The 24,595-nt window shown below is 54.5% G+C and carries 25 protein-coding genes; 9 read left to right on the top strand and 16 right to left on the bottom strand.

Annotation, left to right across the window (positions count from 1 at the left end; all coding sequences use genetic code 11):
• Positions 1–16 precede the first annotated feature (16 nt).
• The 4 genes from NMC31_RS13305 to NMC31_RS13320 are packed head-to-tail and all read left to right on the top strand — an operon-like array spanning position 17 to position 3,467.
• Positions 17–289: a PTS sugar transporter subunit IIB gene (locus NMC31_RS13305; RefSeq protein WP_015966306.1), complete on the top strand. Its 273-nt coding sequence runs from the start codon at positions 17–19 to the stop codon at positions 287–289.
• Between the two features lie 22 nt (positions 290–311).
• Positions 312–1,694: a PTS ascorbate transporter subunit IIC gene (locus NMC31_RS13310; RefSeq protein ID WP_253898220.1), complete on the top strand. Its 1,383-nt coding sequence runs from the start codon at positions 312–314 to the stop codon at positions 1,692–1,694.
• Positions 1,694–2,521: a transketolase gene (locus NMC31_RS13315; RefSeq protein WP_436650293.1), complete on the top strand. Its 828-nt coding sequence runs from the start codon at positions 1,694–1,696 to the stop codon at positions 2,519–2,521. The genes NMC31_RS13310 and NMC31_RS13315 overlap by 1 nt, the downstream gene beginning before the upstream one ends.
• Positions 2,514–3,467 (top strand): transketolase family protein, encoded by a 954-nt coding sequence (locus tag NMC31_RS13320; protein WP_253898221.1) that lies wholly within the window; start codon positions 2,514–2,516, stop codon positions 3,465–3,467. The genes NMC31_RS13315 and NMC31_RS13320 overlap by 8 nt, the downstream gene beginning before the upstream one ends.
• Before the next feature lie 115 nt (positions 3,468–3,582).
• On the opposite strand, the gene NMC31_RS13325 is transcribed toward NMC31_RS13320, so the two are convergent.
• From NMC31_RS13325 to soxR, 3 genes are all read right to left on the bottom strand, one after another.
• Positions 3,583–4,932 carry an NCS2 family permease gene (locus NMC31_RS13325; protein ID WP_253898222.1) on the bottom strand — a complete coding sequence of 450 codons (1,350 nt, stop codon included), beginning with the start codon at positions 4,930–4,932 and terminating at the stop codon, positions 3,583–3,585.
• Positions 4,933–5,347: 415 nt separating this feature from the next.
• On the bottom strand, positions 5,348–6,016 hold the full coding sequence (locus NMC31_RS13330) for a glutathione S-transferase family protein (RefSeq protein ID WP_253898223.1): 669 nt from the start codon (positions 6,014–6,016) through the stop codon (positions 5,348–5,350).
• A 263-nt stretch (positions 6,017–6,279) separates the two neighbouring features.
• Complete coding sequence (gene soxR / locus NMC31_RS13335; protein WP_253898224.1) at positions 6,280–6,738, bottom strand: redox-sensitive transcriptional activator SoxR; 459 nt, start codon at positions 6,736–6,738, stop codon at positions 6,280–6,282.
• An 87-nt stretch (positions 6,739–6,825) separates the two neighbouring features.
• On the opposite strand from soxR, the gene soxS reads away from it, so the two are divergent.
• Both soxS and NMC31_RS13345 read left to right on the top strand, forming a co-directional pair.
• Entirely contained in the window at positions 6,826–7,155 is a 330-nt protein-coding gene (gene soxS / locus NMC31_RS13340; protein WP_149461789.1) for a superoxide response transcriptional regulator SoxS, read from the top strand.
• A gap of 272 nt (positions 7,156–7,427) precedes the next feature.
• Positions 7,428–7,709, top strand: coding sequence for a YjcB family protein (locus tag NMC31_RS13345; protein ID WP_253898225.1), 282 nt, complete (start codon positions 7,428–7,430; stop codon positions 7,707–7,709).
• 54 nt (positions 7,710–7,763) lie between these two features.
• Here NMC31_RS13345 and ssb1 read toward each other — a convergent pair whose 3' ends face one another.
• Positions 7,764–8,291, bottom strand: coding sequence for a single-stranded DNA-binding protein SSB1 (ssb1, locus tag NMC31_RS13350; protein WP_149461788.1), 528 nt, complete (start codon positions 8,289–8,291; stop codon positions 7,764–7,766).
• Between the two features lie 247 nt (positions 8,292–8,538).
• Between ssb1 and uvrA the strand changes: the two genes are divergently transcribed.
• The gene (gene uvrA, locus NMC31_RS13355) at positions 8,539–11,364 is read left to right on the top strand and encodes an excinuclease ABC subunit UvrA (RefSeq protein ID WP_149461787.1); all 2,826 of its coding nucleotides are present in this window, start codon (positions 8,539–8,541) and stop codon (positions 11,362–11,364) included.
• On the opposite strand, the gene NMC31_RS13360 is transcribed toward uvrA, so the two are convergent.
• The 5 genes from NMC31_RS13360 to dnaB form a co-directional block, all read right to left on the bottom strand.
• A complete protein-coding gene (locus NMC31_RS13360; RefSeq protein WP_149461786.1) occupies positions 11,365–11,718 on the bottom strand; it encodes an MmcQ/YjbR family DNA-binding protein in 354 nt (117 codons plus the stop codon).
• Between the two features lie 131 nt (positions 11,719–11,849).
• The gene (gene aphA, locus NMC31_RS13365) at positions 11,850–12,563 is read right to left on the bottom strand and encodes an acid phosphatase AphA (protein ID WP_253898226.1); all 714 of its coding nucleotides are present in this window, start codon (positions 12,561–12,563) and stop codon (positions 11,850–11,852) included.
• Positions 12,564–12,759: 196 nt separating this feature from the next.
• The gene (tyrB, locus tag NMC31_RS13370) at positions 12,760–13,953 is read right to left on the bottom strand and encodes an aromatic amino acid transaminase (protein WP_149461784.1); all 1,194 of its coding nucleotides are present in this window, start codon (positions 13,951–13,953) and stop codon (positions 12,760–12,762) included.
• 138 nt (positions 13,954–14,091) lie between these two features.
• Positions 14,092–15,171, bottom strand: a complete 1,080-nt coding sequence (gene alr / locus NMC31_RS13375; protein WP_253898227.1) for an alanine racemase — start codon at positions 15,169–15,171, stop codon at positions 14,092–14,094.
• A 47-nt stretch (positions 15,172–15,218) separates the two neighbouring features.
• Positions 15,219–16,634 (bottom strand): replicative DNA helicase, encoded by a 1,416-nt coding sequence (dnaB, locus tag NMC31_RS13380; RefSeq protein WP_108476017.1) that lies wholly within the window; start codon positions 16,632–16,634, stop codon positions 15,219–15,221.
• Between the two features lie 63 nt (positions 16,635–16,697).
• Between dnaB and NMC31_RS13385 the strand changes: the two genes are divergently transcribed.
• Positions 16,698–17,681, top strand: a complete 984-nt coding sequence (locus tag NMC31_RS13385) for a quinone oxidoreductase (protein ID WP_253898228.1) — start codon at positions 16,698–16,700, stop codon at positions 17,679–17,681.
• Between the two features lie 165 nt (positions 17,682–17,846).
• Here NMC31_RS13385 and pspG read toward each other — a convergent pair whose 3' ends face one another.
• From pspG to NMC31_RS13400, 3 genes are all read right to left on the bottom strand, one after another.
• Positions 17,847–18,089, bottom strand: coding sequence for an envelope stress response protein PspG (gene pspG / locus NMC31_RS13390; RefSeq protein WP_149461781.1), 243 nt, complete (start codon positions 18,087–18,089; stop codon positions 17,847–17,849).
• 139 nt (positions 18,090–18,228) lie between these two features.
• Complete coding sequence (gene dusA / locus NMC31_RS13395) at positions 18,229–19,224, bottom strand: tRNA dihydrouridine(20/20a) synthase DusA (protein ID WP_253898229.1); 996 nt, start codon at positions 19,222–19,224, stop codon at positions 18,229–18,231.
• A 234-nt stretch (positions 19,225–19,458) separates the two neighbouring features.
• Positions 19,459–20,805, bottom strand: coding sequence for a conjugal transfer protein TraF (locus tag NMC31_RS13400; RefSeq protein WP_436650301.1), 1,347 nt, complete (start codon positions 20,803–20,805; stop codon positions 19,459–19,461).
• Between the two features lie 277 nt (positions 20,806–21,082).
• On the opposite strand from NMC31_RS13400, the gene zur reads away from it, so the two are divergent.
• A complete protein-coding gene (gene zur / locus NMC31_RS13405; protein WP_231825649.1) occupies positions 21,083–21,598 on the top strand; it encodes a zinc uptake transcriptional repressor Zur in 516 nt (171 codons plus the stop codon).
• A gap of 77 nt (positions 21,599–21,675) precedes the next feature.
• On the opposite strand, the gene NMC31_RS13410 is transcribed toward zur, so the two are convergent.
• The 4 genes from NMC31_RS13410 to NMC31_RS13425 all read right to left on the bottom strand — a co-directional run bounded on the left by NMC31_RS13410 (position 21,676) and on the right by NMC31_RS13425 (position 24,505).
• On the bottom strand, positions 21,676–21,885 hold the full coding sequence (locus NMC31_RS13410; protein ID WP_015966328.1) for a CsbD family protein: 210 nt from the start codon (positions 21,883–21,885) through the stop codon (positions 21,676–21,678).
• Positions 21,886–22,022: 137 nt separating this feature from the next.
• Positions 22,023–23,351 carry an MATE family efflux transporter DinF gene (dinF, locus tag NMC31_RS13415; protein ID WP_253898231.1) on the bottom strand — a complete coding sequence of 443 codons (1,329 nt, stop codon included), beginning with the start codon at positions 23,349–23,351 and terminating at the stop codon, positions 22,023–22,025.
• 67 nt (positions 23,352–23,418) lie between these two features.
• Positions 23,419–24,027, bottom strand: coding sequence for a transcriptional repressor LexA (gene lexA, locus NMC31_RS13420; protein WP_253898232.1), 609 nt, complete (start codon positions 24,025–24,027; stop codon positions 23,419–23,421).
• A gap of 109 nt (positions 24,028–24,136) precedes the next feature.
• On the bottom strand, positions 24,137–24,505 hold the full coding sequence (locus NMC31_RS13425; protein WP_253898233.1) for a diacylglycerol kinase: 369 nt from the start codon (positions 24,503–24,505) through the stop codon (positions 24,137–24,139).
• Between the last annotated feature and the right edge of the window lie 90 nt (positions 24,506–24,595).

A 24,595-nucleotide genomic window follows, 5' to 3' on the forward strand; every position in this document is an offset into this window, starting at 1 on the left:
AAATAAGGTAACAACCATGAAAATAATGGCAATTTGTGGCTCCGGTTTGGGCAGTAGTTTTATGGTGGAAATGAATATCAAAAAAGTACTGAAGAAATTAAATATTGAGGCGGAAGTCGAGCATTCAGATTTATCTTCGGCAACACCCGGCGCTGCCGATCTCTTTGTGATGGCGAAAGATATTGCCAGTAGCGCCAGTGTTCCGGAAAGTCAGCTCGTCGTCATTAACAATATTATCGATATTAATGAATTAGAAACTAAGCTCAGCGCTTATTTCTCGGCACAATAATCCTGATTAAAGCGAGGCGGATATGTTTATCCTTGAAACGCTAAATTTTGTTGTCGATATTCTTAAAGTCCCTTCCGTTCTGGTCGGGTTAATTGCCTTAATTGGCCTCGTGGCACAGAAAAAATCATTTTCTGATGTAGTAAAAGGTACCATCAAAACCATTCTCGGCTTCATTGTGCTGGGCGGCGGCGCATCCGTTCTGGTGGGTTCACTGAATCCACTCGGCGGTATGTTCGAGCACGCGTTCAACATTCAGGGCATCATTCCTAATAACGAAGCAATCGTCTCTATTGCGCTGGAAAAATATGGCGCATCAACGGCGCTCATCATGGCCTTCGGCATGGTAGCCAATATCATCGTCGCCCGCTTTACGCGTCTGAAGTACATCTTCCTGACCGGGCACCATACGTTCTATATGGCGTGCATGATCGGCGTTATTCTGACAGTGGCAGGCTTCGACGGCATTGGTCTGGTGTTTACCGGGTCGCTGATTCTTGGTCTGGTGATGGCCTTCTTCCCGGCGCTGGCGCAACGCTATATGAAGCGCATTACCGGTACTGACGATATCGCGTTTGGTCACTTCGGCACGCTGGGTTATGTGCTTTCTGGCTGGATTGGCAGCGTGTGCGGAAAGGGTTCCCGCTCTACTGAAGAGATGAACCTGCCGAAAAATCTGAGCTTCCTGCGCGACAGTTCGATCTCGATTTCGCTCACCATGATCATCATTTACATGATTCTGGCCGTCAGTGCCGGACGCGAATATGTTGAAACCCAGCTCAGCGGCGGACAAAACTACCTGGTTTACTCCATCATTCAGGCCATCACCTTTGCAGCGGGCGTGTTCATCATCCTACAGGGTGTACGCTTAATCCTCGCAGAAATCGTGCCGGCCTTTACCGGCTTCTCAGAAAAACTGGTGCCTAATGCCCGCCCGGCGCTGGATTGCCCGGTCGTCTATCCCTATGCGCCTAACGCGGTTTTAATTGGTTTCCTGTTCAGCTTCCTCGGCGGGTTGGTTGGTTTGTTCCTGCTCGGGCAGTTCAAACTGGTATTGATTCTGCCTGGCGTTGTACCGCACTTCTTCACCGGTGCCACCGCAGGCGTGTTTGGTAACGCCACCGGAGGCCGACGCGGCGCAATGATCGGCGCATTTGCCAACGGCTTGTTGATCACCTTCCTTCCTGTATTGCTGTTGCCAGTGCTTGGCGCGATTGGCTTCGCGAATACCACCTTCTCCGACGCGGATTTCGGCGTCGTCGGCATCATCATGGGTAACCTGGCGCGCTACCTCTCACCGTTGGCGATTACCGGCCTGGTCGTGGCGCTGTTCGCGCTACTGGTGGTCTACAACATCGTAAAAAGTAAACCCAACGCGCAGCAGCAAGACACAGGAGCAAAATCATAATGCATGATGAACTGAAAAGACTGGCGCGCGATATTCGCGTTGCCACGCTGAAATCATTAACCCAGCTGGGTTTTGGCCACTATGGCGGCAGCATGTCGGTGGTCGAGACGCTGGCGGTGCTGTATGGCGATGTGATGCGCATCGACCCCGCCGACCCGGACTGGCCGCAGCGCGACTATTTTGTCCTGTCGAAAGGTCATGCGGGCCCTGCGCTGTACAGCACGCTGGCAATCAAAGGCTATTTCCCGATGGAGGAGTTGGCCACCCTTAACCAGAACGGCACGCGCCTGCCAAGTCACCCGGACCGGCTCAAAACGCGCGGCGTGGATGCCACTACAGGCTCGCTCGGCCAGGGGATATCTATCGCGGCGGGCATGGCGCTGTCGCATAAACTCGCCAGCCGTCCTAATCGCGTATTTTGCATTGTCGGCGACGGTGAGCTGAACGAAGGTCAATGCTGGGAAGCGTTCCAGTTTATCGCCCACCACAAACTGAACAACCTGCTGGTATTTATCGACTGGAACAAGCAGCAACTGGATGGTGAACTGGACGACATTATCGCCCCCTTCGATCTTGCGGAAAAATTCCACGCTTTCGGTTTCGATGTACAAACGGTAAAAGGCGACGATATTGCAGCGATTCAGGCCGTCACCCGCCCGGTACGCAGCGGCGATGATCGTCCCCGCATCGTGATCCTGGATAGTGTGAAAGGGCAAGGTGTGCCTTATCTGGAAAGTCTGAGCAATACCCACCATCTGCGCCTGAATGATGAGATGCGAGAGGCGCTGAATGAATCTATTCGCCAACTGGAGGCCGCGTATGATTAAGGTTGCACCTGCGGGAGAAAAAGACGCCGTTGAAATGCGTAAGGTCTACGCCGGATTCATCGCAGAACAGGTCAAGGCAGGCAGCGAGATTATTGCACTGGAAGCAGACCTGATGAGTTCGATGGCGATGGATAGCGTACAGCGCGAATTTCCCCAACACGTCATCAACTGCGGGATCATGGAGGCCAACGTGATTGGCACTGCCGCAGGGCTGGCGCTGACCGGGCGAAAACCCTTTGTCCACACGTTTACTGCATTCGCCAGTCGCCGCTGCTTTGACCAGTTATTTATGTCGCTGGATTATCAGCGCAATAACGTCAAAGTGATCGCCTCTGATGCGGGCGCCACTGCCTGTCACAACGGCGGCACGCATATGTCGTTTGAAGATATGGGCATTGTGCGCGGCCTGGCGCACTCCGTGGTGCTGGAAGTCACCGATGCAGCAATGTTTAAAGATATTCTGCGCCAACTCGCTACCCTGGAAGGTTTCTACTGGGTACGTACCATCCGTAAACAGGCACCCACGGTTTATCAGGAGGGCTCGACATTCACCATTGGTAAAGGAAACGTTCTGCGCGACGGCAATGACATCACGCTAATCGCCAACGGTATTATGGTGGCGAAAGCGCTCGAAGCGGCGGAAAAGCTTTCTGCTGAAGGAGTGAGTGCCGCCGTTATCGATATGTTTACGCTCAAGCCTATCGACCGAATGCTGGTGAAGAACTATGCCGAGAAAACAGGGCGAATTGTCACCTGCGAAAACCACAGCATTCATAACGGGCTGGGCTCGGCGGTGGCGGAAGTTTTGGTGGAAACCTGCCCGGTCCCGATGCGCCGTGTGGGCGTGAAAGAGCGCTATGGCCAGGTAGGAACGCAGGATTTTCTGGAGCAGGAGTATGGGCTCACACGCGATGATATTGTCGCGGCGGCAAGGGAATTGCTGTAGTAAAGGTGTAAAAAAAGCGGCCGTGAGGCCGCTTTAGAGGAACTGTAGGGCGCACGCTGTAAATAGCCTGATAGCGCTGTGCCCATCAGACCTACAAAGCCCGCAGTAATACGAATTAAATCGCCCAACCGCCCGCATAAAACGCCACCAGCGCTACCGCAATCACGATAGTGCCGATATTCAGCTTACGCCACTCACCAGACACCACGCGGCCAATCACCAGCGTGGCGAAACCGATCATAATGCCGGTCACAATGTTGCAGGTCAGCACGATAAATACAGCGGTAATCAGGCCAGACATCGCATCAACAAAGTCGTTGAAGTCAATACGTGCCACGTTGCTCAGCATCAGCAGGCCAACGTACATCAGCGCCGGAGCGGTGGCGTAGGCCGGAACCAGATAAGAGAGCGGAGAGAGGAACAGAATCAACAGGAACAGGATGCCGACGGTGATCGCCGTTAAGCCCGTCTTGCCGCCCGCCGCCGTACCGGCTGCAGATTCGATGTACACTGCCGCTGGCGCTGCGCCAACAAACGCGGAGAACACGCTGCTCAGGGAGTCAGTGGTCAGCGCTTTGCCGCCGTTGATAATCTGCCCGTCTTTGTCCAGCAGGTTAGCCTGACCGGCGACGGCGCGAATAGTGCCAGTGGCATCGAACACCGCCGTCATCACCAGCGCCAGTACGCTAGGCAGCACGATCGGGTTCAGTGCGCCCATGATATCCAGGCTGCCAATCAGGGAGTTACCGTTGTCATCGCTCAGAGAAGGCATGGCGAAGAAACCGGAGAAGTGTACATTCGGGTCAAAAATCAGGCCGACAATCGACACCCCGATAATGGTCAGCAGAATGCCGCCCGGCACTTTCAGTTTTTCGAGTCCGATAATCATAGCCAGACCGACCAGCGACATAATTACCGGGAAGCTGGCAAAGTGACCCAGCGCAACCGGCAGACCATCCAGCGGGTTCTTGATCACCAGGCCAACGCCGTTTGCCGCAATCAGCAGCAGGAACAGGCCGATACCGATACCGGTGCCGTGCGCGATACCCTGCGGCAAATTGCGCAAAATCCAGCTACGGATGCCCGTCGCAGAAATAATGGTAAACAGAACACCCATCAGGAACACCGCGCCCAGCGCGACCGGAATGCTGATTTGTTGGCCCAGCACCAGGCTGAACGCAGTAAACGCGGTCAGCGAGATAGCACAGCCAATGGCCAGCGGCAGGTTAGCCCACAGACCCATCACGATGGAGCCGACGCCTGCCACCAGACAGGTAGCCACGAAGACTGCCGCAGGCGGGAAGCCTGCTTTGCCCAACATCCCCGGCACGACGATAACGGAATAGACCATCGCCAGGAAGGTGGTAAGACCGGCGACAATCTCCTGACGAACGGAGCTACCACGAGCAGAAATTTTAAACCAGGCGTCGAGTGAACCGCCGGTACGCACTGAAGGCGTAGACATAGAAAACATCCCCTGAAAATTTTTATCATTCGTTCGCATACGTGGTGGAGCATCCACTGACAGTTAAACGTCATCTCCTTGTGCTTAAACCTCGCGGCAAAGGGGAGCCGCAAAAAAGCAAACGTTTAACTCCGCGCATACAATACGGTTGAGCGTTACCTGCCACCCTGCACATGCAGAATGGGTATTTTCTGGACGACAGCGGCAAATTGACTAAGCATAAAACGTCAAAAATGCCAGCAGAAGGCGTCAGAATTTTAAGGCAAACGATTATCTGGTTTTTATGGCACCATTTTCAACTGATGTTTACGCCATTTCGCTAAAATTCGCTTATGACGATGAAGAAATCGCCAACCCATGCGCAAACGTTATCGTTCATGCGCAATCTAACAACATTTTTGTTGCAACTCTGGCGTTATTCACCGGGAAGTGAAAAGGGACCGCCCTTCTCAATCGCCTGTTGCCAGGCCGGACGTGCTTCCACCCGCGCCTTCCATGCGGCGATATGGGGCAGAGACGGTATCCCACCGCGAGAAAGCAGCGCAAACAGCGGAAAACTCATCTGAATGTCCGCCATGCTCAGGCTCTCCCCCGCAAACCACGGCGTTTTCGCCAGATGCGACTCAATAAACCCGGCATGCGTGGCAATCTGCTTATTCAGCCAGGCTTTCTGAACGCCCGTTCCCAACACTTTCCCCACCGTGCGCAACCCCAACGGCACCGGGGATTTGCCCAGCATCTGGAGAACCAGTTTGATCATCATGAGCGACATCAACGAACCTTCGGCATAGTGCAGCCAGAAGCGATACTGCAGTTTTTCGTCGATATCCTGCGGTTTAAAGCGGTTTTCGGGATCACCGATTTCCTGAAGATACTCGAGGATCGCGCCAGATTCAGCAATAACGTGCCCGTTATCTTCGACAATCGGCGATTTTCCCAGCGGATGGATTTTTTTCAGGGTGTCGGGAGCCAGCATATCAGCCCCGCGCTGATAGCGAACAATCTGGTAAGGCAGGTTCAACTCTTCCAGCGCCCAGAGCACGCGCTGCGAGCGGGATTGATTCAGATGGTGGACGGTTAACATGATTTTCTCCGCAGGTTTGTTCAAATTAACTATAGGAACAGACGGCAATCCCCGTAAAAATTGCGGCGAAAAAAACGTCAATCTGACTGGCGAACAGGGGGAGGAGAGGTAGACTTAAAGTGTCAGCACAAACCGGAACCTCCAACCCGTAGCTCGACCGAGGGATGCTGATGTCGGGGGAAACCCTCCCATGAACCAGTGGGATAGAGCGAAAGACAAAGACCGGAACATACGAAAGCGCCCAGTTGTGGCGCTTTCGTTTTTTATTCGTCTTCCAGCAGGCGCGCGCCTGTTCCTTCCTCCCCCAGTTTATCGCCAGGATTACGCAGAGGGCAGTCACGCAGTGACATACAGCCGCAACCGATACAGCCATCAAGCTGATCGCGCAGCGCTTCCATCGAGTGAATGCGTTTATCCAGCTCCTGACGCCACTGGGTGGTCAGGCGTTTCCAGTCTTTTTGCCCCAATGTATGCCCTTCGGGCACCGCGCCCAGCGACTCGCCGATCGTGGCGAGCGGAATGCCCAGACGCTGAGCGATTTTAATGATGGCTACATAGCGTAGCACGTCACGTTTGTATCGCCGCTGGTTGCCCGCGTTGCGCTGGCTGCGGATGAGCCCTTTGCTTTCATAGAAGTGCAAAGCGGAGACGGCAACCCCGGTACGTCTGGCGACTTCGCCCGGTGTAAGCAGCGTTTTAATGCGCGTTGGTTTTTTTTCCATTTTCTGCTTTACCTCAAGTTAACTTGAGGAATTATACTCGCCAGCAAGACAAAAGTTGAAGCAAAAATAGACAACGGGGAGAGCCTTATGTCCCATCGGGAAATTATTCAAACGCTTATCGAATGGATAGATGAACATATCGATCAACCACTGAATATTGATATCGTGGCGAAAAAATCCGGCTACTCGAAATGGTATCTGCAACGGATGTTCCGTACCGAGATGCGTCAAACGCTGGGTGACTACATTCGTCAGCGTCGCCTGCTTTTGGCTGCCCAGGAACTGCGTAATACTCAGCGCCCGATTTTCGATATTGCCATGGATCTGGGTTATGTTTCCCAGCAAACCTTCTCGCGTGTTTTCCGCCGTGAATTCGACCGCACGCCGAGCGACTATCGCCACCGTCTTTCCGCATGAACAACACGCCGGATGGCGCTTACGCTTATCCGGCCTACAGATAAAACAGAGCCCTTTCCTTATGTAACTATTGTCAGCGATAAATGGCGCAATTTGCTGCGTTTACCTCTGGTGAATAAAACAGCAATTGTGATATAGTTCACACTATAGAGTGAAACAAAAACAGCGTTTCATATCAATTGTGAATGCCTGTCGATAGCCAGAGTGGACTACACCTTCGTGAGAACGCCGCGCTGTCAGGGCATACCGTTTATCTCTGAGGATAAGGTCTCATGGTTTCTATCTCTACAAGTGTCGTGCTGTTACGCTGGCCGCTTTTCAGCGCCATTCTGATGTTCCTTGCCAGTACGCTGAAAATTCGCTTGCGCAAAGCTGATTACGCGGGTCTCGCGGTGATTTGTAGCGCGCTGGGCGTGGCCTCTGCCTGCTGGTTCGCAACCGGGTTGCTGGGAATTACGATGGTGGATATTGCGACTATCTGCAATAACATCAAAGAGGTGATGGTGGAAGTGATGAGCCAGACACCGCCAGAATGGCCGATGGTGTTGACCTGATAAACCCCTATTTATAAAAAAACCTGCTTTCGCAGGTTTTTTTATGTCTGAAAATCAGAACGGGATATCGTCGTCGAAGTCCATTGGCGGTTCGTTAGACGGTGCCGGAGCAGCCTGCTGCTGCGGACGAGACTGCGCGCCGCCGCTGAACTGGTTGCCGCCCTGTGGCTGCTGAGGCTGGCCCCAACCGCCCTGCTGCTGACCCTGACCACCTGCCGGTGCGCCGCCGCCCTGACGACCACCCAGCATCTGCATGGTGCCGCCAACGTTGACAACCACTTCGGTGGTGTATTTTTCAACGCCGGACTGATCGGTCCATTTACGGGTACGCAGCTGGCCTTCAATATAAACCTGAGAGCCTTTACGCAGGTATTCACCCGCAACTTCCGCGAGTTTGCCGAACAGCACAACACGGTGCCATTCAGTTTGCTCTTTCATTTCACCGGTCGCTTTATCACGCCAGGATTCGGAAGTAGCCAGCGTAATGTTGGCAACTGCGCCACCATTCGGCATGTAGCGTACTTCCGGGTCCTGGCCCAGATTACCGACGAGAATCACCTTGTTTACGCCTCTGCTGGCCATGATTGTCTCTCCTGAATGTGTTTCTTAATAGTGTAAACGCGCGATTGTAGCATTTCAAAGAGGCGTTTTGATAGCATGCGACGGTGATTCCACTAAACTCGTTTACGTTGAATATCTTACACTCAACAATGGAATGCACATTCCACTACTGTATATTCATTCAGGGTGAGTTGTGTCATAATTAGCCGTTTCCGCCGTTTGTCCTTCAAGCAAATCTGGCAAGCCGAGTCTCTACCGGGAAAGGTAAATGGATAAGATCGAAGTTCGGGGCGCCCGCACCCACAATCTCAAAAATATCAACCTCATCATCCCGCGCGACAAACTGATTGTCGTTACCGGGCTGTCGGGGTCTGGCAAATCGTCACTGGCTTTTGACACCCTCTACGCCGAGGGGCAGCGTCGCTACGTCGAATCGCTTTCTGCGTATGCGCGCCAGTTCCTGTCGCTGATGGAGAAGCCGGATGTCGATCATATCGAAGGGCTGTCGCCTGCTATCTCTATTGAGCAGAAGTCGACCTCACACAACCCGCGTTCCACGGTCGGGACCATTACCGAAATTCACGACTACCTGCGTCTGCTGTATGCCCGCGTAGGCGAGCCGCGTTGCCCCGATCACGACGTGCCGCTGGCGGCGCAAACCGTCAGCCAGATGGTCGACAATGTGCTGACGCAGCCGGAAGGCAAACGCCTGATGCTGCTGGCGCCAATCATTAAAGAGCGTAAAGGCGAGCACACCAAAACGCTGGAAAACCTGGCAAGCCAGGGCTATATCCGCGCGCGTATCGATGGCGAAGTGTGCGACCTGTCCGATCCACCGACGCTGGAGCTGCAAAAGAAACACACCATTGAAGTGGTTATCGACCGCTTCAAAGTGCGCGAAGACCTGGCACAGCGTCTGGCCGAGTCGTTTGAAACCGCGCTGGAGCTTTCCGGCGGCACGGCGATCGTCTCCGATATGGACGATCCGAAAGCGGATGAGCTGCTCTTCTCCGCCAACTTCGCCTGCCCGATTTGCGGCTACAGCATGAGCGAACTGGAACCGCGTCTGTTCTCGTTCAACAACCCGGCGGGCGCGTGCCCAACCTGTGACGGCCTGGGCGTGCAGCAATATTTCGACCCGGACCGCATCATTCAGAACCCGGAGCTGTCGCTGGCGGGTGGCGCTATTCGCGGTTGGGATCGCCGTAATTTCTACTATTTCCAGATGCTGCGCTCGCTGGCGGAGCATTATGATTTCGACGTTGAAGCCCCGTGGGGCAGCCTGAACGCATCAGTGCAGAAAGTGGTACTGTACGGTTCCGGCAAAGAGTCTATCGAATTCAAATATATGAACGATCGCGGCGATACCTCCGTGCGTCGTCATCCGTTTGAAGGCGTGCTGCACAATATGGAACGCCGCTACAAAGAGACGGAATCCAGCGCGGTGCGCGAAGAGCTGGCGAAATTCATCAGCAACCGTCCGTGCGCCAGCTGCGACGGCACGCGTCTGCGCCGCGAAGCACGTCACGTGTACGTGGAAAATACCCCGCTGCCGACCATCTCTGACATGAGCATTGGTCATGCGATGGACTTCTTCAATAATCTGAAACTTTCCGGCCAGCGCGCGAAAATCGCCGAAAAAGTGCTGAAAGAGATTGGCGACCGCCTGAAGTTCCTCGTCAACGTTGGCCTGAACTACCTCACGCTATCCCGCTCGGCAGAAACCCTCTCCGGCGGTGAAGCTCAGCGTATCCGTCTGGCGAGCCAGATTGGCGCCGGGTTAGTCGGCGTGATGTACGTGCTGGATGAGCCGTCCATCGGCCTGCACCAGCGCGACAACGAACGTCTGCTCGGCACATTGATTCACCTGCGTAATCTCGGTAACACGGTGATTGTGGTCGAACACGATGAAGACGCCATTCGTGCCGCTGACCACGTTATCGACATCGGACCGGGCGCGGGTGTACACGGTGGTCAGGTTGTCGCGGAAGGGACGCTGGACGACATCATGGCAGTGCCAGAGTCGCTAACCGGCCAGTTCATGAGCGGCAAACGTAAAATCGAAGTGCCGAAAAATCGCGTACCGGCGGACCCTGCAAAAGTGCTGAAACTGAGCGGCGCGCGCGGCAACAACCTGAAAGATGTCACGTTGACGCTGCCTGTGGGCCTGTTTACCTGTATCACCGGGGTATCCGGCTCCGGGAAATCTACGCTGATTAACGACACCCTGTTCCCGATTGCCCAGCGTCAGCTTAACGGCGCGACTATCGCCGAACCTGCGCCGTATCGCGATGTTCAGGGGCTTGAACACTTCGACAAAGTCATCGACATCGACCAAAGCCCGATTGGCCGTACCCCGCGCTCAAACCCGGCAACCTACACCGGCGTCTTTACGCCTGTGCGTGAGCTGTTCGCGGGCGTGCCGGAATCACGCGCGCGCGGCTATACGCCGGGGCGTTTCAGCTTTAACGTACGCGGCGGACGCTGTGAGGCGTGTCAGGGCGATGGCGTGATCAAAGTCGAGATGCACTTCCTGCCGGATATCTACGTGCCGTGCGACCAGTGCAAAGGCAAACGCTATAACCGCGAAACGCTGGAGATTAAGTACAAAGGCAAAACCATCCACGAAGTGCTGGATATGACCATTGAAGAAGCACGTGAGTTCTTCGATGCCGTTCCGGCGCTGGCGCGCAAACTGCAAACCCTGATGGACGTCGGCCTGACCTACATTCGTCTCGGCCAGGCGGCGACGACACTTTCTGGTGGTGAAGCCCAGCGCGTCAAACTGGCGCGTGAACTCTCCAAACGCGGTACCGGACAGACGCTGTACATTCTCGATGAGCCGACCACCGGCCTGCACTTTGCGGATATTCAGCAACTGCTGGAAGTGCTGCACCAGTTGCGCGACCAGGGCAACACCATCGTGGTCATTGAGCACAACCTTGATGTGATCAAAACCGCCGACTGGATTGTTGACCTCGGCCCGGAAGGCGGCAGCGGCGGCGGGGAGATTCTCGTCTCCGGCACGCCAGAAACCGTCGCCGAATGCGAAGCCTCACATACGGCGCGCTTCCTTAAACCGATGCTGAAGTAGTCACTTCACTAGCTGCTGCCGGGTTTGTTCCGGCAGTAGCGTGATTGCCTGCTGATACGAGGCATCCACGAGATAGTAAATTTGCGAGTCCGGCAACGTGCCGTCGAGGTAAACCGTGCTCCAGTGCGCTTTATTGAGATGACGGCTGGGACGCACATCGCTGTGCTGCTGGCGCAGCAGTTCTGCCAGCTCAGGGCTGGTTTTCAACGACACCGCCGGGCGTTCTTCCACCTCTTTGACCATCGCGAAAAGCACATCCGCAACCTTAATCTGCGTCGCTTTCCAGTCGCTGTGGACGCTTTGCTCCGCGCCACGCTTCGCCATGCAGTACACCAAAAGATCCGAACTGGTCATTTTATACCTCTTAGTCTCACGAGCCACGGAGTGCCAAACGTCATCACCTCAGTGTGCAACAAGTCGCCGAAAGGTGAAACCTTCCGGTGACTGATTTTTGACTAAAAAAGCATCATTTATTTACGGGACGTTTAGTACTCGGAATTAACAATCACTTCTTCGTTGTACCTGCCCGCCTGCGGCAGTGGTCGATACGTGGAATTTGAGGCGCGCAACACACGGATACCGCGAGCACCCGCTTCACGCGCCGCCGAGATATCATTATCCGAATCGCCGTAGAAGACCTTTACACCCTTCTCTTTCAGCCACTGCGTTTTGGTATTCTGGCCCGGTTTGTCACCGGCAAAAATGACCGGATTCATGCTGGTCGCCGGGATCAGGAAATAATCCTGCAACGTTTTGGAGACCGTTTCGGTTTTGGTTTCGCTACGCCCGGTAACGAAATAGATGCTGTCACCGCGCTTCACGTGCATCGCGATCAGTGAACGGGCCACTTCTTTCGGAATGCTGAACTCATCCCAGCCGTTGTTCATTTTTTCCCAGAATGCAGGGTTCTTCAGATACGCTTCGCTGCCCGGAGACCAGGTTTTCTGCCCGCGCCAGAAGCCGGGGCTGGAAAACAGCACCGTGTCATCGATATCAAATCCCACTGCCATCGGTGGATGATTCATCAGGCTGTTTTCAATTTGCGCCACTGATACCCAGTGGATGGGGGCCTGTTCGGCCAGTTTAGCGACATCCGTACCCGGATAGAGCGGAGAAGGTGATGAAGCGTGAGCAGTAACCGTGTTATTTAACGCGAACAACAAACAAACGGCGCTCAGCGCCTGTGTGATCTTGCGCATAGTTTTCCCTAAATCGTCGTCTTGTTTTTGTTTTAAAGTGAGTAATACTTCAAAAAATTAGAAAGACCTTAACGGTTACAGGGAGTGAAGGGAAGGATTTTCCAGGATTTATCCTGGAAAAAGGATAAGAGATCACATTTTCACATTGAGAAACTCTTCATGCGGCAGTGATGCCGCATGAAGAGTAAGCACTTGCTTACATAACCGCCGCAAATGCCTGCGCGACGCGATGCACGTTACGGGAATTCAGCCCGGCAACGCACATACGGCCGCTGGCAATCAGGTAGACGCCAAACTCCTCACGCAGACGATCGACCTGTGCAGCACTCAGACCGGTATAGCTGAACATACCGCGTTGCTTGAGGAGGTAGTCGAAATTCCCGTCCGGCATGGCTTCTTTCAGTACCTTCACCAGCGCCTGGCGCATGTCCAGAATACGCGTGCGCATCGCTTCCACTTCCGCCAGCCACGAGGCTTTCAGCGCGTTGTCATTCAATACGGTAGACACAATCTGCGCACCGGTTGTCGGCGGGCTTGAGTAGTTACGACGAACCGTCGCTTTCAACTGCCCCAGCACGCGTCCTGCGGCGTCGGCATCTTCGCAGACCACGGATAAACCGCCGATACGCTCACCGTATAACGAGAAAATTTTTGAAAATGAGTTGCTCACCAGCACCGGCAAGCCCGCAGCCGCAATCGTGCGGATGGCATAGGCATCCTGCTCCATGCCGCCGCCAAAGCCCTGATAGGCGATATCCAGGAACGGGATCAGGTTACGCGCCTTCAGCACCTCCGTCACGGCATCCCACTGACTGTTCGTCAGGTCCGCACCGGTTGGGTTGTGGCAGCACGGATGCAGCAGCACGATGCTTTGCGCAGGCAGCGTGTTGAGGGTTTCCAGCAGCGCGTCAAAACGCACGCCGTTGGTCTCACCGTCGAACCACGGATAGGTTTTGACCGTAAAGCCCGCGCCCTCAAAAATGGCGACGTGGTTTTCCCAGGTCGGATCGCTGACCCAGACGCCGGAATCCGGGAAGTAGCGTTTGAGAAAATCCGCACCTACTTTCAGCGCACCGGAACCGCCCAGGGTCTGAATGGTGGCGACGCGTTTCTCCGCCAGCACCGGATGATCGGCCCCAAACAGTAGCGGCGCAATGGCCTGACGGTAGCTGTTCAGCCCTTCCATTGGCAGGTAAAGCGAGGCGCTATGCGGCTGGGCAGCAAGGCGCTTTTCAGCCTCTGCAACGGCCTGAAGCTGGGGGATGATGCCCTCTTCGTTATAGTACAGGCCGATACTGAGGTTCACTTTGTCGCTGCGCGGATCCTCTTTGAAACGCTCCATCAGCGAAAGAATAGGGTCGCCAGCGTAGGCGTCAACTTTTTGAAACACGAGGTGGTTCTCCAGGTTTACAGAAGGCAGGTAATAACACAATAAACCGGAAGCGGGAGAAGGTCGAGAGGATGTTGTCGCCGGATGTTATCAAATAGTAGGCCGGGTAAGGCGCAGCCGCCACCCGGCACCACACAATCAATCAATATACTTCATCGCCACGCGCGACGTCAGACGCGTGATAAGTTCGTAAGCGCTCACTTTTGTGATTTCCGCGATGCGCTCAACGGGCAGCCCTTCACCCCACATCACCACCGGATCGCCTGCTTTATCCTGCGCTGCCGGCCCCAGGTCAACGCAGATCATATCCATCGCCACGCGGCCCGCAATGGGCACTTCACGGCCATTAACCAGCACCGGGGTGCCGGACGGCGCAGCGCGCGGGTAACCATCGCCATAGCCCATCGCCACCACGCCCAGCCGCGTATCGCGCTCGCTGATCCAGGTACCGCCGTAACCAACCGGCTCACCCGCTTTATGCTCGCGCACGGCAATCAGGCTGGAGGTCAGCGACATCACCGGCTGGAAGCCGAAATCCGGCCCCCAGGGCTTTTGTTCCAGCGGCGATACGCCGTAGAGGATGATGCCCGGACGCGCCCAGTCGAAATGCGACTGTGGCCACAGCAAAATGCCGCCAGACGCTGCGATAGAGCGTTTTCCCGGCTTGCCTTCACAGAAAGTGTTGAAGATATCGAGCTGTTTCTCGGTCGCGCCGCATTCAGGCTCATCAGCACGCGCAAAGTGGCTCACGATATTCACCGGCTGACTAACGTTCTCGCACTGGCTCAGACGTTGATAAAACGCATCCGCCTCTTCCGGACGCACGCCGAGACGGTGCATGCCCGTATCCAGTTTCATCCACACCGTCACCGGGCGGCTCAGTTTCGCGGTTTCCAGCGCTTCCAGCTGTTCCATATTATGCACAGCGGTATGCAGTTGCTGTTCAGCGATAAGCGGCAGATCGGTGGCGTTGAAAAAACCTTCCAGCAGTAAGATGGGTTGCGTAATGCCGCCCTCGCGCAACCGCAGGGCCTCTTCCAGACGTGCGACGCCAAAGGCGTCGGCATCGGGGAGCGTTCGCGCGATCTCCAGAAGACCGTGTCCGTAGGCGTTCGCTTTCACCACCGCAACCAGTTTGCTGGCAGGCGCCAGTTCACGCAGACGTTGCAGATTGTGTCGCAGAGCGCGGCGGTTAATCACTACAGTTGCCGCTTGCATTTGTGTTCCTTGAAAAGTGTTTGCTTGAGTTACCTGAATCAATCTTGTTATTCGTCGTCGTACTGCGGGCCCGCGTAGTTATCGAAACGCGACCATTGCCCGTTAAAGGTAAGACGCACGGTACCGATCGGGCCGTTACGCTGCTTACCGATAATAATCTCGGCGATACCTTTTAAGTCACTGTTTTCGTGATAAACCTCATCACGGTAGATAAACATGATTAAGTCGGCATCCTGTTCGATTGAGCCGGATTCACGCAGGTCGGAGTTGACCGGGCGTTTATCGGCACGTTGTTCCAGTGAACGGTTAAGCTGCGACAGCGCCACCACCGGCACATGTAATTCTTTTGCTAACGCTTTGAGCGAGCGGGAGATTTCCGCGATTTCCAGTGTACGGTTATCGGAGAGTGACGGCACGCGCATCAACTGAAGGTAGTCGATCATGATAAGACCAATACCGCCGTGTTCGCGGGCGATACGGCGTGCACGCGAGCGCACTTCCGTCGGCGTCAGGCCCGAGGAGTCATCGATGTAGATGTTACGCTTCTCAAGCAGAATACCCATCGTGCCGGAAATTCGTGCCCAGTCTTCATCATCCAACTGACCGGTACGGATTTTGGTTTGATCTACGCGCGACAGTGACGCCAGAGAACGCATCATAATCTGTTCCGATGGCATCTCCAGCGAGAAGATCAACACCGGTTTATCCTGCAACATCGCCGCATTTTCGACGAGGTTCATCGCAAATGTCGTTTTACCCATCGATGGACGCGCGGCGACGATAATCAAATCCGACGGTTGCAGCCCCGCGGTTTTTTTATTGAGGTCGTCATAGCCTGTATTTACACCTGTCACACCATCGTGCGGCTGCTGGAAAAGTTGCTCAATACGGGCAACGGTGGCGTCCAGCACATCGGCGATATTTTTCGGGCCCTCATCTTTATTCGCGCGGCTCTCCGCGATTTTAAAGACGCGGGATTCCGCGAGATCGAGCAAGTCTTCGCTGGTACGGCCCTGAGGATCAAACCCCGCTTCGGCGATTTCATTCGCCACCGAAATCATCTCACGGACAACGGCACGTTCGCGGACGATATCGGCATAAGCACTGATATTCGCCGCACTTGGTGTATTTTTTGACAACTCTGCCAGGTAAGCAAAACCGCCAACGCTATCAAGCTGACCCTGACGCTCCAGCGATTCCGCGAGCGTAATCAGGTCAATCGGGCTGCCCGTTTCCTGTAAGCGCCCCATTTCAGTGAAGATATGGCGGTGCGGACGGGTATAGAAATCATCAGAGACAACACGCTCGGCGACATCGTCCCAGCGTTCGTTATCCAGCATTAAACCGCCCAACACCGACTGTTCCGCTTCAATCGAGTGCGGCGGCACTTTCAGCCCGGCGACCTGAGGATCACGCTCACGAGCTTCAGTCTGTTGTTTGTTGAAGGGTTTATTTGCTGCCATAGTGAATGGAGTTACCGAGATAAAGATTGGGTCGAAAGATTACCACATTGTTCAGGAGGAAGCATGGCAACACGCATCGAATTTGACAAGCATGGCGGACCCGAAGTACTCAAGGCCGTAGACTTCACCCCCGTCGATCCGGCAAGCCACGAAGTGCAGGTCGAGAACAAGGCTATTGGCATTAACTATATCGATACCTACATCCGTAGCGGGTTATATCCACCGCCGTCGCTACCAAGCAGCCTGGGTACCGAAGCGGCGGGCGTGGTGACGAAAATCGGTAACGACGTGAAACACGTTAACGTCGGCGATCGTGTGGTTTACGCGCAGTCTGCGCTGGGAGCCTATAGCGCAGTGCATAACGTGGCGGAAGACAAGGTGGCGATTTTGCCAGATGCCATCACTTTTGAGCAGGCGGCGGCGTCGTTCCTGAAAGGGCTGACGGTGTTTTATCTGCTGCGCAAAACCTATGAAATTCAACCGGACGAGCCGTTCCTGTTCCATGCCGCAGCGGGCGGCGTAGGGCTGATTGCCTGCCAGTGGGCGAAAGCGCTGGGCGCGAAACTAATCGGTACCGTCGGCAGCGCGGAAAAGGGTAAACGTGCGCTGGAAGCCGGTGCATGGCAGGTGATTAACTATCGCGATGAGAATATCGTCGAACGCGTGAAAGAGATTACCGGCGGTAAGAAAGTACGCGTGGTGTATGACTCGGTCGGGAAGGATACCTGGGAAGCGTCGCTGGATTGCCTGCAACGCCGCGGGTTGATGGTGAGCTTCGGCAACTCTTCCGGGCCCGTCACCGGTGTGAACCTGGGTATTCTCAACCAGAAAGGTTCGCTGTATGTGACCCGCCCTTCCCTTTACGGCTACGTGACGACGCGCGAAGAGCTGCAGGAAGCGAGCAATGAGCTGTTCTCATTGATTGCCAGCGGTGTGATTAAAGTGGATGTGGCAGAGAAACAGAAATTTGCGCTGACGGATGCGAAGCATGCGCACGAGGTTCTTGAGAGCCGGGTGACACAGGGTTCGAGCCTGTTAATCCCCTAGAAAAGCTTAGGGCTTCCACATGGGAAGCCCTTACTTTTTTTAGTTCGGCTGTATGTAGGGTACAGCTCGATGAATTCGTTAACGGCGCAATAGTGACAGATTTATTACGCGAAACCTATGCAGTTTTATGCAAAATTTCTATTGTGTGACGAACCCCTCAATACCTTAGTAACGCCAACGGTTATTGCTCCGATACTCGGGAATTTTTGGTGTTTTAATCGCCCGAATCACCCATACCACGGCAATCGCCAGCAGTAACCAGGGCAGCAATTTAAACATCAGCGCGAATAAGCCGCCCACAAACATCAGCGCCGTGGCGACGAAAAGCGCGGCAATAATGCCCAGGAGTGAAACGCCCGTTACCAGCAGCATCACAAAAAATCCAATCACAAACAGTAGCTCAAACATGACTCTCTCCCAAAGATATCGTCATTCTCTGCCTGTGCTATTACAAAAATCATGCCAAAATTAACTTATTGAATATCAATAAAAACGCCCGACAACTACGTGCCGGGCGTGGTGAATTTGACCAGTTTTTAGTGAAATTTTAACGCTTATCGGCAACCAGCTTCAGTGCGTGCTCCAGCACGTTGATATCCGCTCCAGCTTTGTGGGCATTCTCGCTCAGGTAGCGACGCCACTGGCGCGCGCCCGGAATGCCCTGGAACAGACCCAGCATATGGCGAGTCACGTGGCCCAGATAAGTACCGTTACTCAGTTCACGCTCGATGTAGGGATACATTGCACGCACCACCGCAACCGGGTCCGCATCTGCACCTTCGATGCCAAAGATTTCGCGATCAACCGTCGCCAGAATGCCGGGGTTCTGGTACGCCTCACGCCCGACCATGACGCCATCCATATGTTCCAGATGGGTTTTCGCCTCTTCCAGCGATTTAATGCCGCCATTGATCGACATTGTCAGGTGTGGGAAGTCGCGCTTCAGTTGATACACGCGTGGGTAGTCCAGCGGCGGGATCTCACGGTTCTCTTTTGGACTGAGGCCAGAAAGCCAGGCTTTGCGCGCATGGATGATGAACATCTCGCACTCGCCGCGTCCGGCAACGGTACTGATAAAGTCGCAGAGAAATTCGTAGCTGTCCTGGTCGTCGATGCCAATACGCGTTTTCACCGTCACAGGAATGGATACCACATCGCGCATCGCTTTCACGCAGTCGGCGACCAGTTGGGCATTGCCCATCAGACAGGCGCCGAACATCCCGTTCTGTACGCGATCGGACGGGCAGCCGACGTTAAGGTTAACCTCGTCATAGCCACGCTCTTCTGCCAGTTTCGCGCACTGCGCCAGCGCCGCCGGATCGCTACCGCCAAGCTGCAATGCGACCGGGTGCTCTTCTTCACTGTAAGCCAGGTAGTCGCCCTTACCGTGAATAATCGCTCCGGTGGTGACCATTTCCGTGTACAGCAGCGTGTGGCGCGACAACTGGCGCAGGAAATAGCGGCAGTGTCTGTCGGTCCAGTCGAGCATTGGCGCGATGGAGAAACGGTGTGCAGGAAAAACGGAGGACGAAGATTCTGGCATGGCGATTTATTAAGCATTCTGAAAAAGGGGCGCTACTATAGCACAAAGCAAAAGCGGTGAGGCAAGGTTGCGATGGTGTATCGGCGGTGGGCGTGGTGAATCGCCCCTGGGCGCTGCGCTTGCCGGGCCTACGGTGGCTTGGGTGCGGCTGGCTGCCCGGGGCGCTACGCTTGCCGGGCCTACGGTGGCATCTACCGGGTAGGCCGAACAAGCGTAGCGCATCCGGCAAAAGGCTCAGAACGTGACGCTTAACTGCGCGCCAGCCCCCCAGGTTTCATCTTCACCAACCAGCCCCATCAGGTCGACATGCACGCGGTTAAACGGCGCGAAACCCACACCGCCGGTGAAGACATTACTGTCATTATTCTTCACGTCCGCACGATAACCGGCGCGCACGGCGAGCCAGTCGAGCGGACGAACTTCCGCCCCGACGCCAACATACTGCGAGTTATCCTCGCTTTTAAAGCCTTTCGTCTCAGTCAAATCGCCATCGGCGCTCACCGTCACCAAATCGTTATGCCACGCCACCCCCGCGGTCACCAGCGGGCGAATCTGATAGGTGTCTTTATAGTTGCTGGTCACGCCCGTTTCGCCATTGGTGATAAAGACATCTTTGGTTTCGATATCCCGGGAGATCAGGTTTTGCCCGCTTACGCCCACCGTCCAGTTCTCGCCAAAGTCTGCTGCAATACCGGCATCGACGTTAAAGCCGGTATCATCGTTGCGGTAGCGGCTGCTGTTCCAGTCGCTGCTGTCATAATTGTAGATAGAGGTGGTGTAGTTATAGAGCCAGGTTTTTTGCAGCTTTGGCGTGATGCCGACCGAGACGGGCACATCGCCCAGCTCAAATTGCCGCGCCACCGCAACGCCGTAGTCAGAGACAATCGCCACGCGCCCTGAGGCCGTTGAGTTGAGGTGTTTGGTGATTTCATCCGAGCCGCCCACCACAGCTTTCCCGGCCTCAGTAATCGCCGTCACCTGGCTGCCTTCAATTCCCCTCAGGTAATCAATATCACCTTGATCGATAGCGGAACTCACCCGCCCGTGGGCATAGGCTTTGGTGATAAAGGCCACCGAGAGCACGTCGTTTGGAATACTGACGGCAATCCCTGCGCCTCCGCTGGCGCGCGCTGTTTTGCCCTTCAGATAATCCAGCTCGCTGGCCAGATCGCCTGCCGCGCCCTGAAACTGTCCTAACGTACCCTGTGGGTCGAGCAGGATATCCTGCAAGGTGAGGTCATTAAGTACGCCGCGATAGTTATTCACTTTGTCATTAATCTCGTCGATTTCATCCTGAAGATTGTCTTTATCGGTAATTTGCGCACCCACGGCAGGAAGAATTACCGTAATGTCATCGTCTGGTTTGGCTTTCGCCAACAGCGCGGGGTTAATCAGCACGCCGCTCCCATAATTTGCCGACGCAACGCCGGTGCCCCCCATCGCGTCATTCCGCGCTTCTGACCAGGTGTTGGCGGCATGCGCCTGATTTGCCATAAATAAAGATGCCGTCAAAGGAATAAGCGAATATTTAATGTTTATTTTCACAGTCGTACCGTTTGTTTGCAGGTGAAAACGCCCCATGCGAATAACGCCTAAGGGGGAACTATTGCTGCGAAAAAGTGGAATTAAGTGAGAAAAAGCAGGATATATCTGGCTTTTCGCCTTATCGTTCTTATTAACGTTACCCTTCCTATTTATAGATGAGTGACACCGCGCTTCCCAGCATTTATGCCATTCAATCAGGCTTAAGGATGTGCTTTAAGATTTACCTCAGGGTGGCGATTATTCAGACACTCGGTGTTTTTGCCATAACATGGTAAAGTAGAGGTCTATTTCCCCCGTAGCGCGAGGACGCAAAATGGATAAGACCACTTCGCAAGATATGTTGGCGCAGGCTGAAAAGCTGTGTGCGCAGCGCGGCGTGCGCCTGACTCCACAGCGTCTGGAAGTGCTACGTCTGTTGAGCCTGCAACAGGGTGCTATCAGCGCGTATGACCTTCTCGATCTGTTACGCGTGAAAGAGCCGCAGGCCAAGCCACCTACCGTTTATCGCGCGCTGGAATTCCTGCTCGAGCAAGGGTTTGTGCATAAGGTGGAATCCACCAACAGCTACGTGCTGTGCCATCTGTTTGATCAACCTACGCATACATCAGCAATGTTCATCTGCGATCGCTGCGGCGTGGTGAAGGAAGAGTGTGCGGAAGGCGTGGAAGATATTATGCATATGGTCGCGGCACGCATGGGCTTTGCGCTACGTCATAATGTAATTGAAGCGCACGGCCTGTGCGCAGAATGTGTGGAGGTAGAGGCATGCAGTTCACATGAACATTGCCACCACGACCACACGATTCAGATCAAGAAAAAGGCACGGTAATTCGAGGGTTGGCACATCCTTGTACCAGCGGGTAGAAACGCTTATTGAGGGGAGTTAAGCGTTATGCATCAGCGAGATTACCAACGGTAATCGTTATGGGTTTCCCAATCGCTGACTTCTTTCTCGGCCTGGTCTTTAGCATATCCATAGCGTTCCTGGATTTTACCGACCAGCTGATCGCGTTTACCTTCGATAACGGTCATGTCATCGTCGGTCAGTTTGCCCCATTTCTCTTTCGCTTTACCTTTGAACTGTTTCCAGTTACCGCTGAGTTCGTCTTTGTTCATCATCAGCTCCTTATCATTCGATCATGGATGAGATATCACTTCGTCCTTCGGCGTTCATTTCTGCTGAACGTGATAATAAGTGTAGAAGAGGATATTACTGACGATTCACTATTCAGAATTTTTAACCATCCTCGCCGTTAAGTCTGCGGCGAAAACCAGGTGCCTTTTTGCCAGTGATGACGCCAGATAACCGCCAGCGACAAACCACGCAGCGCAAGGAATACCGCCAGCGCCAGCCATAAACCGTGGTTGCCCAATATCGGCACCGTCAGCAGCGTTAAGGCGAAGCCTGCGGCAGCCACGGCCATGCTGTTGCGCATTTCCGCCCCCCGCGTCGCACCAATAAACATGCCATCCAGCAGATAACACCAGACACCAATCACCGGCAAGACCGCTTGCCAGAGCACATAACGATCGGCAAGTTGCTGTAATGATGGCAGAGACGTCAGCATTGCCACGATATGACCGCCTGCCAGGGCGTATACCAGCGCAAACGCCAGCGCCACAATGCCTGCCTGTCGGCAGGCCGCGCGCCAAACCTGCTGTAACTGGCTATCATCACGCGCGCCATAAGCCTGCCCGGAGTGCGCTTCCACAGCATAGGCAAAGCCATCCAGCGCGTAGGCGGTGAAAGTGAGCATGGTCATCAGCACAGCGTTGACCGCCACCACATCGCTACCCAGCCGCGCACCAAATACGGTTAATGCGCCAAAACAGAGTTGAAGTAACAGCGAGCGCAGCATGATGTCGCGATTGAGCGCCAGCAGGCTGCGTATATTTCCACGCCAGGCCGTCTTAAGCATGTCAGATGTAATTCCGCGCAGCACCAGCACCTTACGCGCCATCAGCAGGCCAATGAGCATCGTGGCATATTCGGCAATCACCGTCGCCAGCGCCGCCCCCTGCACGTTCATATGCAGGCCCATCACCAGCCACAGATCGAGAACGATATTCAGAACGTTGCCGACGATCAGCAAAATCACCGGCGCGCGGGCGTACTGAACGCCAAGCAGCCAGCCCAGCAGCACAAGGTTGGCCAGCGAAGCGGGGGCACTTAACCAGCGAATTTCAAGGAAACGCCGGGCCTGCTCCAGCACGGCGTCGCTACCGCCGACAACCGTGAGCGCCAGGTTGATAAGCGGCCCTTTGAACAGCACGATAAGTAACCCTGCCCCTAATGCCAGCAGCAGCGGTTGCACCAGCGCGCGGGCAAGCCGGATGGGATCTTTCGCGCCAAAAGCCTGCGCAGTTAAGCCGGTGGTGCTCATACGTAAAAAGAGCAACAGCATAAACAGGAAGCTGGTTGCCGTTGCGCCAATCGCCACGCCGCCGAGGTAGACCGCGCTATCCAGATGACCAATCACCGCCGTATCCACAAGCCCCAGCAAGGGAACCGTGATATTGGAGAAAATCATGGGAAGGGCGAGACGCCATAATGCCTTGTCGGCAGCCGTGAAGAGCGACATGGTTAGGAACCTGAACAGATAAGATAACGGACAACGGCGCATAAGCGCCGTTGTTATTGGGAGAGGATTACAGCCATTCGCCGTTGCGGATCACGCCAACGGCCAGCCCTTCAATAGAGAAGTTCTGATGGCGAAGATCGACGACAATCGGGGAAAACTCGCTGTTTTCCGGTAACAGTTCGACGACGTTGCCCTGTTTTTTCAGGCGTTTTACCGTCACTTCTTCGTCGATACGCGCGACAACCACCTGGCCGTTACGCACGTCCTGGGTTTTGTGCACCGCGAGCAAGTCACCGTCCATAATACCGATATCTTTCATCGACATGCCGCTAACCCGCAGCAGGAAGTCAGCGTTTGGTTTGAACAGTGAAGGATCGACCTGATAGTGACCTTCAATGTGCTGTTGTGCCAGCAGCGGTTCACCTGCAGCGACGCGGCCAATCAGAGGGAGGCCGGTTTCTTCTTCAACCAGCAGACGAATGCCACGCGAGGCACCCGAAACAATTTCAATGACGCCTTTACGCGCCAGTGCTTTCAGATGCTCTTCCGCCGCATTCGGGGAACGGAACCCCAGGCGCTGAGCAATTTCCGCACGTGTCGGCGGCATGCCCGTTTGGCCGATATGATCTCGAATGAGATCAAACACCTCTTGCTGCCTGGTCGTTAACGCTTTCATTCCGCCCCCTGGGTGTATATACAGTTATGCTGTGAGTATATACAGTCAATGGCTATTTTGGAACCGCAAAACACACAAAATTCAGGAGTTTTCGTAGATTCTGCGAGCCTTAATGGAAATGTGACCACAACAGAACGGCCCAGGTCATCACCGCAACGAAAATCGCCAGCAATACCGCCGCGGACCCCATGTCTTTCGCGCGCCCCGAGAGTTCGTGATACTCCGAACCAATACGGTCAACCACGGCTTCCAGCGCACTATTGAGAATTTCCACTATCATCACCAGAAGGACGGAGCTAATCAGCAGGACGCGGGTAATGGCGTCAACGTCCAGCCAGCAAGCGATGATAATGGCCACAACCGAGGCGACCCCTTCCTGGCGGAACGCGGCTTCGTTTATCCACGCCGCGCGAAAACCTTTCCAGGAATAACCAGTCGCTTTGATAATTCGGGTGAGTCCAGTGGTATTATTGGCCATCAAATAGAACCTTTTAATGTTATACGCATCAATGACAGTAGCTGTTATCGGCGGTAGAACAGAAATCCTGCTGACTTTCTGATATTCTTG

The sequence above is a fragment of the Pseudocitrobacter vendiensis genome, assembly GCF_943590815.1.
Classification (GTDB): domain Bacteria; phylum Pseudomonadota; class Gammaproteobacteria; order Enterobacterales; family Enterobacteriaceae; genus Pseudocitrobacter; species Pseudocitrobacter vendiensis.

Excerpts from the sequence above, each read along its gene's own strand:
- NMC31_RS13305 (WP_015966306.1), top strand. The coding sequence starts at position 17 with ATGAAAATAATGGCAATTTGTGGCTCCGGTTTGGGCAGTAGTTTTATG.
- NMC31_RS13310 (WP_253898220.1), top strand. The coding sequence starts at position 312 with ATGTTTATCCTTGAAACGCTAAATTTTGTTGTCGATATTCTTAAAGTC.
- NMC31_RS13315 (WP_436650293.1), top strand. The coding sequence starts at position 1,694 with ATGCATGATGAACTGAAAAGACTGGCGCGCGATATTCGCGTTGCCACG.
- NMC31_RS13320 (WP_253898221.1), top strand. The coding sequence starts at position 2,514 with ATGATTAAGGTTGCACCTGCGGGAGAAAAAGACGCCGTTGAAATGCGT.
- NMC31_RS13325 (WP_253898222.1), bottom strand. The coding sequence starts at position 4,932 with ATGTCTACGCCTTCAGTGCGTACCGGCGGTTCACTCGACGCCTGGTTT.
- NMC31_RS13330 (WP_253898223.1), bottom strand. The coding sequence starts at position 6,016 with ATGTTAACCGTCCACCATCTGAATCAATCCCGCTCGCAGCGCGTGCTC.
- soxR (WP_253898224.1), bottom strand. The coding sequence starts at position 6,738 with ATGGAAAAAAAACCAACGCGCATTAAAACGCTGCTTACACCGGGCGAA.
- soxS (WP_149461789.1), top strand. The coding sequence starts at position 6,826 with ATGTCCCATCGGGAAATTATTCAAACGCTTATCGAATGGATAGATGAA.
- NMC31_RS13345 (WP_253898225.1), top strand. The coding sequence starts at position 7,428 with ATGGTTTCTATCTCTACAAGTGTCGTGCTGTTACGCTGGCCGCTTTTC.
- ssb1 (WP_149461788.1), bottom strand. The coding sequence starts at position 8,291 with ATGGCCAGCAGAGGCGTAAACAAGGTGATTCTCGTCGGTAATCTGGGC.
- uvrA (WP_149461787.1), top strand. The coding sequence starts at position 8,539 with ATGGATAAGATCGAAGTTCGGGGCGCCCGCACCCACAATCTCAAAAAT.
- NMC31_RS13360 (WP_149461786.1), bottom strand. The coding sequence starts at position 11,718 with ATGACCAGTTCGGATCTTTTGGTGTACTGCATGGCGAAGCGTGGCGCG.
- aphA (WP_253898226.1), bottom strand. The coding sequence starts at position 12,563 with ATGCGCAAGATCACACAGGCGCTGAGCGCCGTTTGTTTGTTGTTCGCG.
- alr (WP_253898227.1), bottom strand. The coding sequence starts at position 15,171 with ATGCAAGCGGCAACTGTAGTGATTAACCGCCGCGCTCTGCGACACAAT.
- dnaB (WP_108476017.1), bottom strand. The coding sequence starts at position 16,634 with ATGGCAGCAAATAAACCCTTCAACAAACAACAGACTGAAGCTCGTGAG.
- NMC31_RS13385 (WP_253898228.1), top strand. The coding sequence starts at position 16,698 with ATGGCAACACGCATCGAATTTGACAAGCATGGCGGACCCGAAGTACTC.
- pspG (WP_149461781.1), bottom strand. The coding sequence starts at position 18,089 with ATGTTTGAGCTACTGTTTGTGATTGGATTTTTTGTGATGCTGCTGGTA.
- dusA (WP_253898229.1), bottom strand. The coding sequence starts at position 19,224 with ATGCCAGAATCTTCGTCCTCCGTTTTTCCTGCACACCGTTTCTCCATC.
- NMC31_RS13400 (WP_436650301.1), bottom strand. The coding sequence starts at position 20,805 with ATGGGGCGTTTTCACCTGCAAACAAACGGTACGACTGTGAAAATAAAC.
- zur (WP_231825649.1), top strand. The coding sequence starts at position 21,083 with ATGGATAAGACCACTTCGCAAGATATGTTGGCGCAGGCTGAAAAGCTG.
- NMC31_RS13410 (WP_015966328.1), bottom strand. The coding sequence starts at position 21,885 with ATGAACAAAGACGAACTCAGCGGTAACTGGAAACAGTTCAAAGGTAAA.
- dinF (WP_253898231.1), bottom strand. The coding sequence starts at position 23,351 with ATGTCGCTCTTCACGGCTGCCGACAAGGCATTATGGCGTCTCGCCCTT.
- lexA (WP_253898232.1), bottom strand. The coding sequence starts at position 24,027 with ATGAAAGCGTTAACGACCAGGCAGCAAGAGGTGTTTGATCTCATTCGA.
- NMC31_RS13425 (WP_253898233.1), bottom strand. The coding sequence starts at position 24,505 with ATGGCCAATAATACCACTGGACTCACCCGAATTATCAAAGCGACTGGT.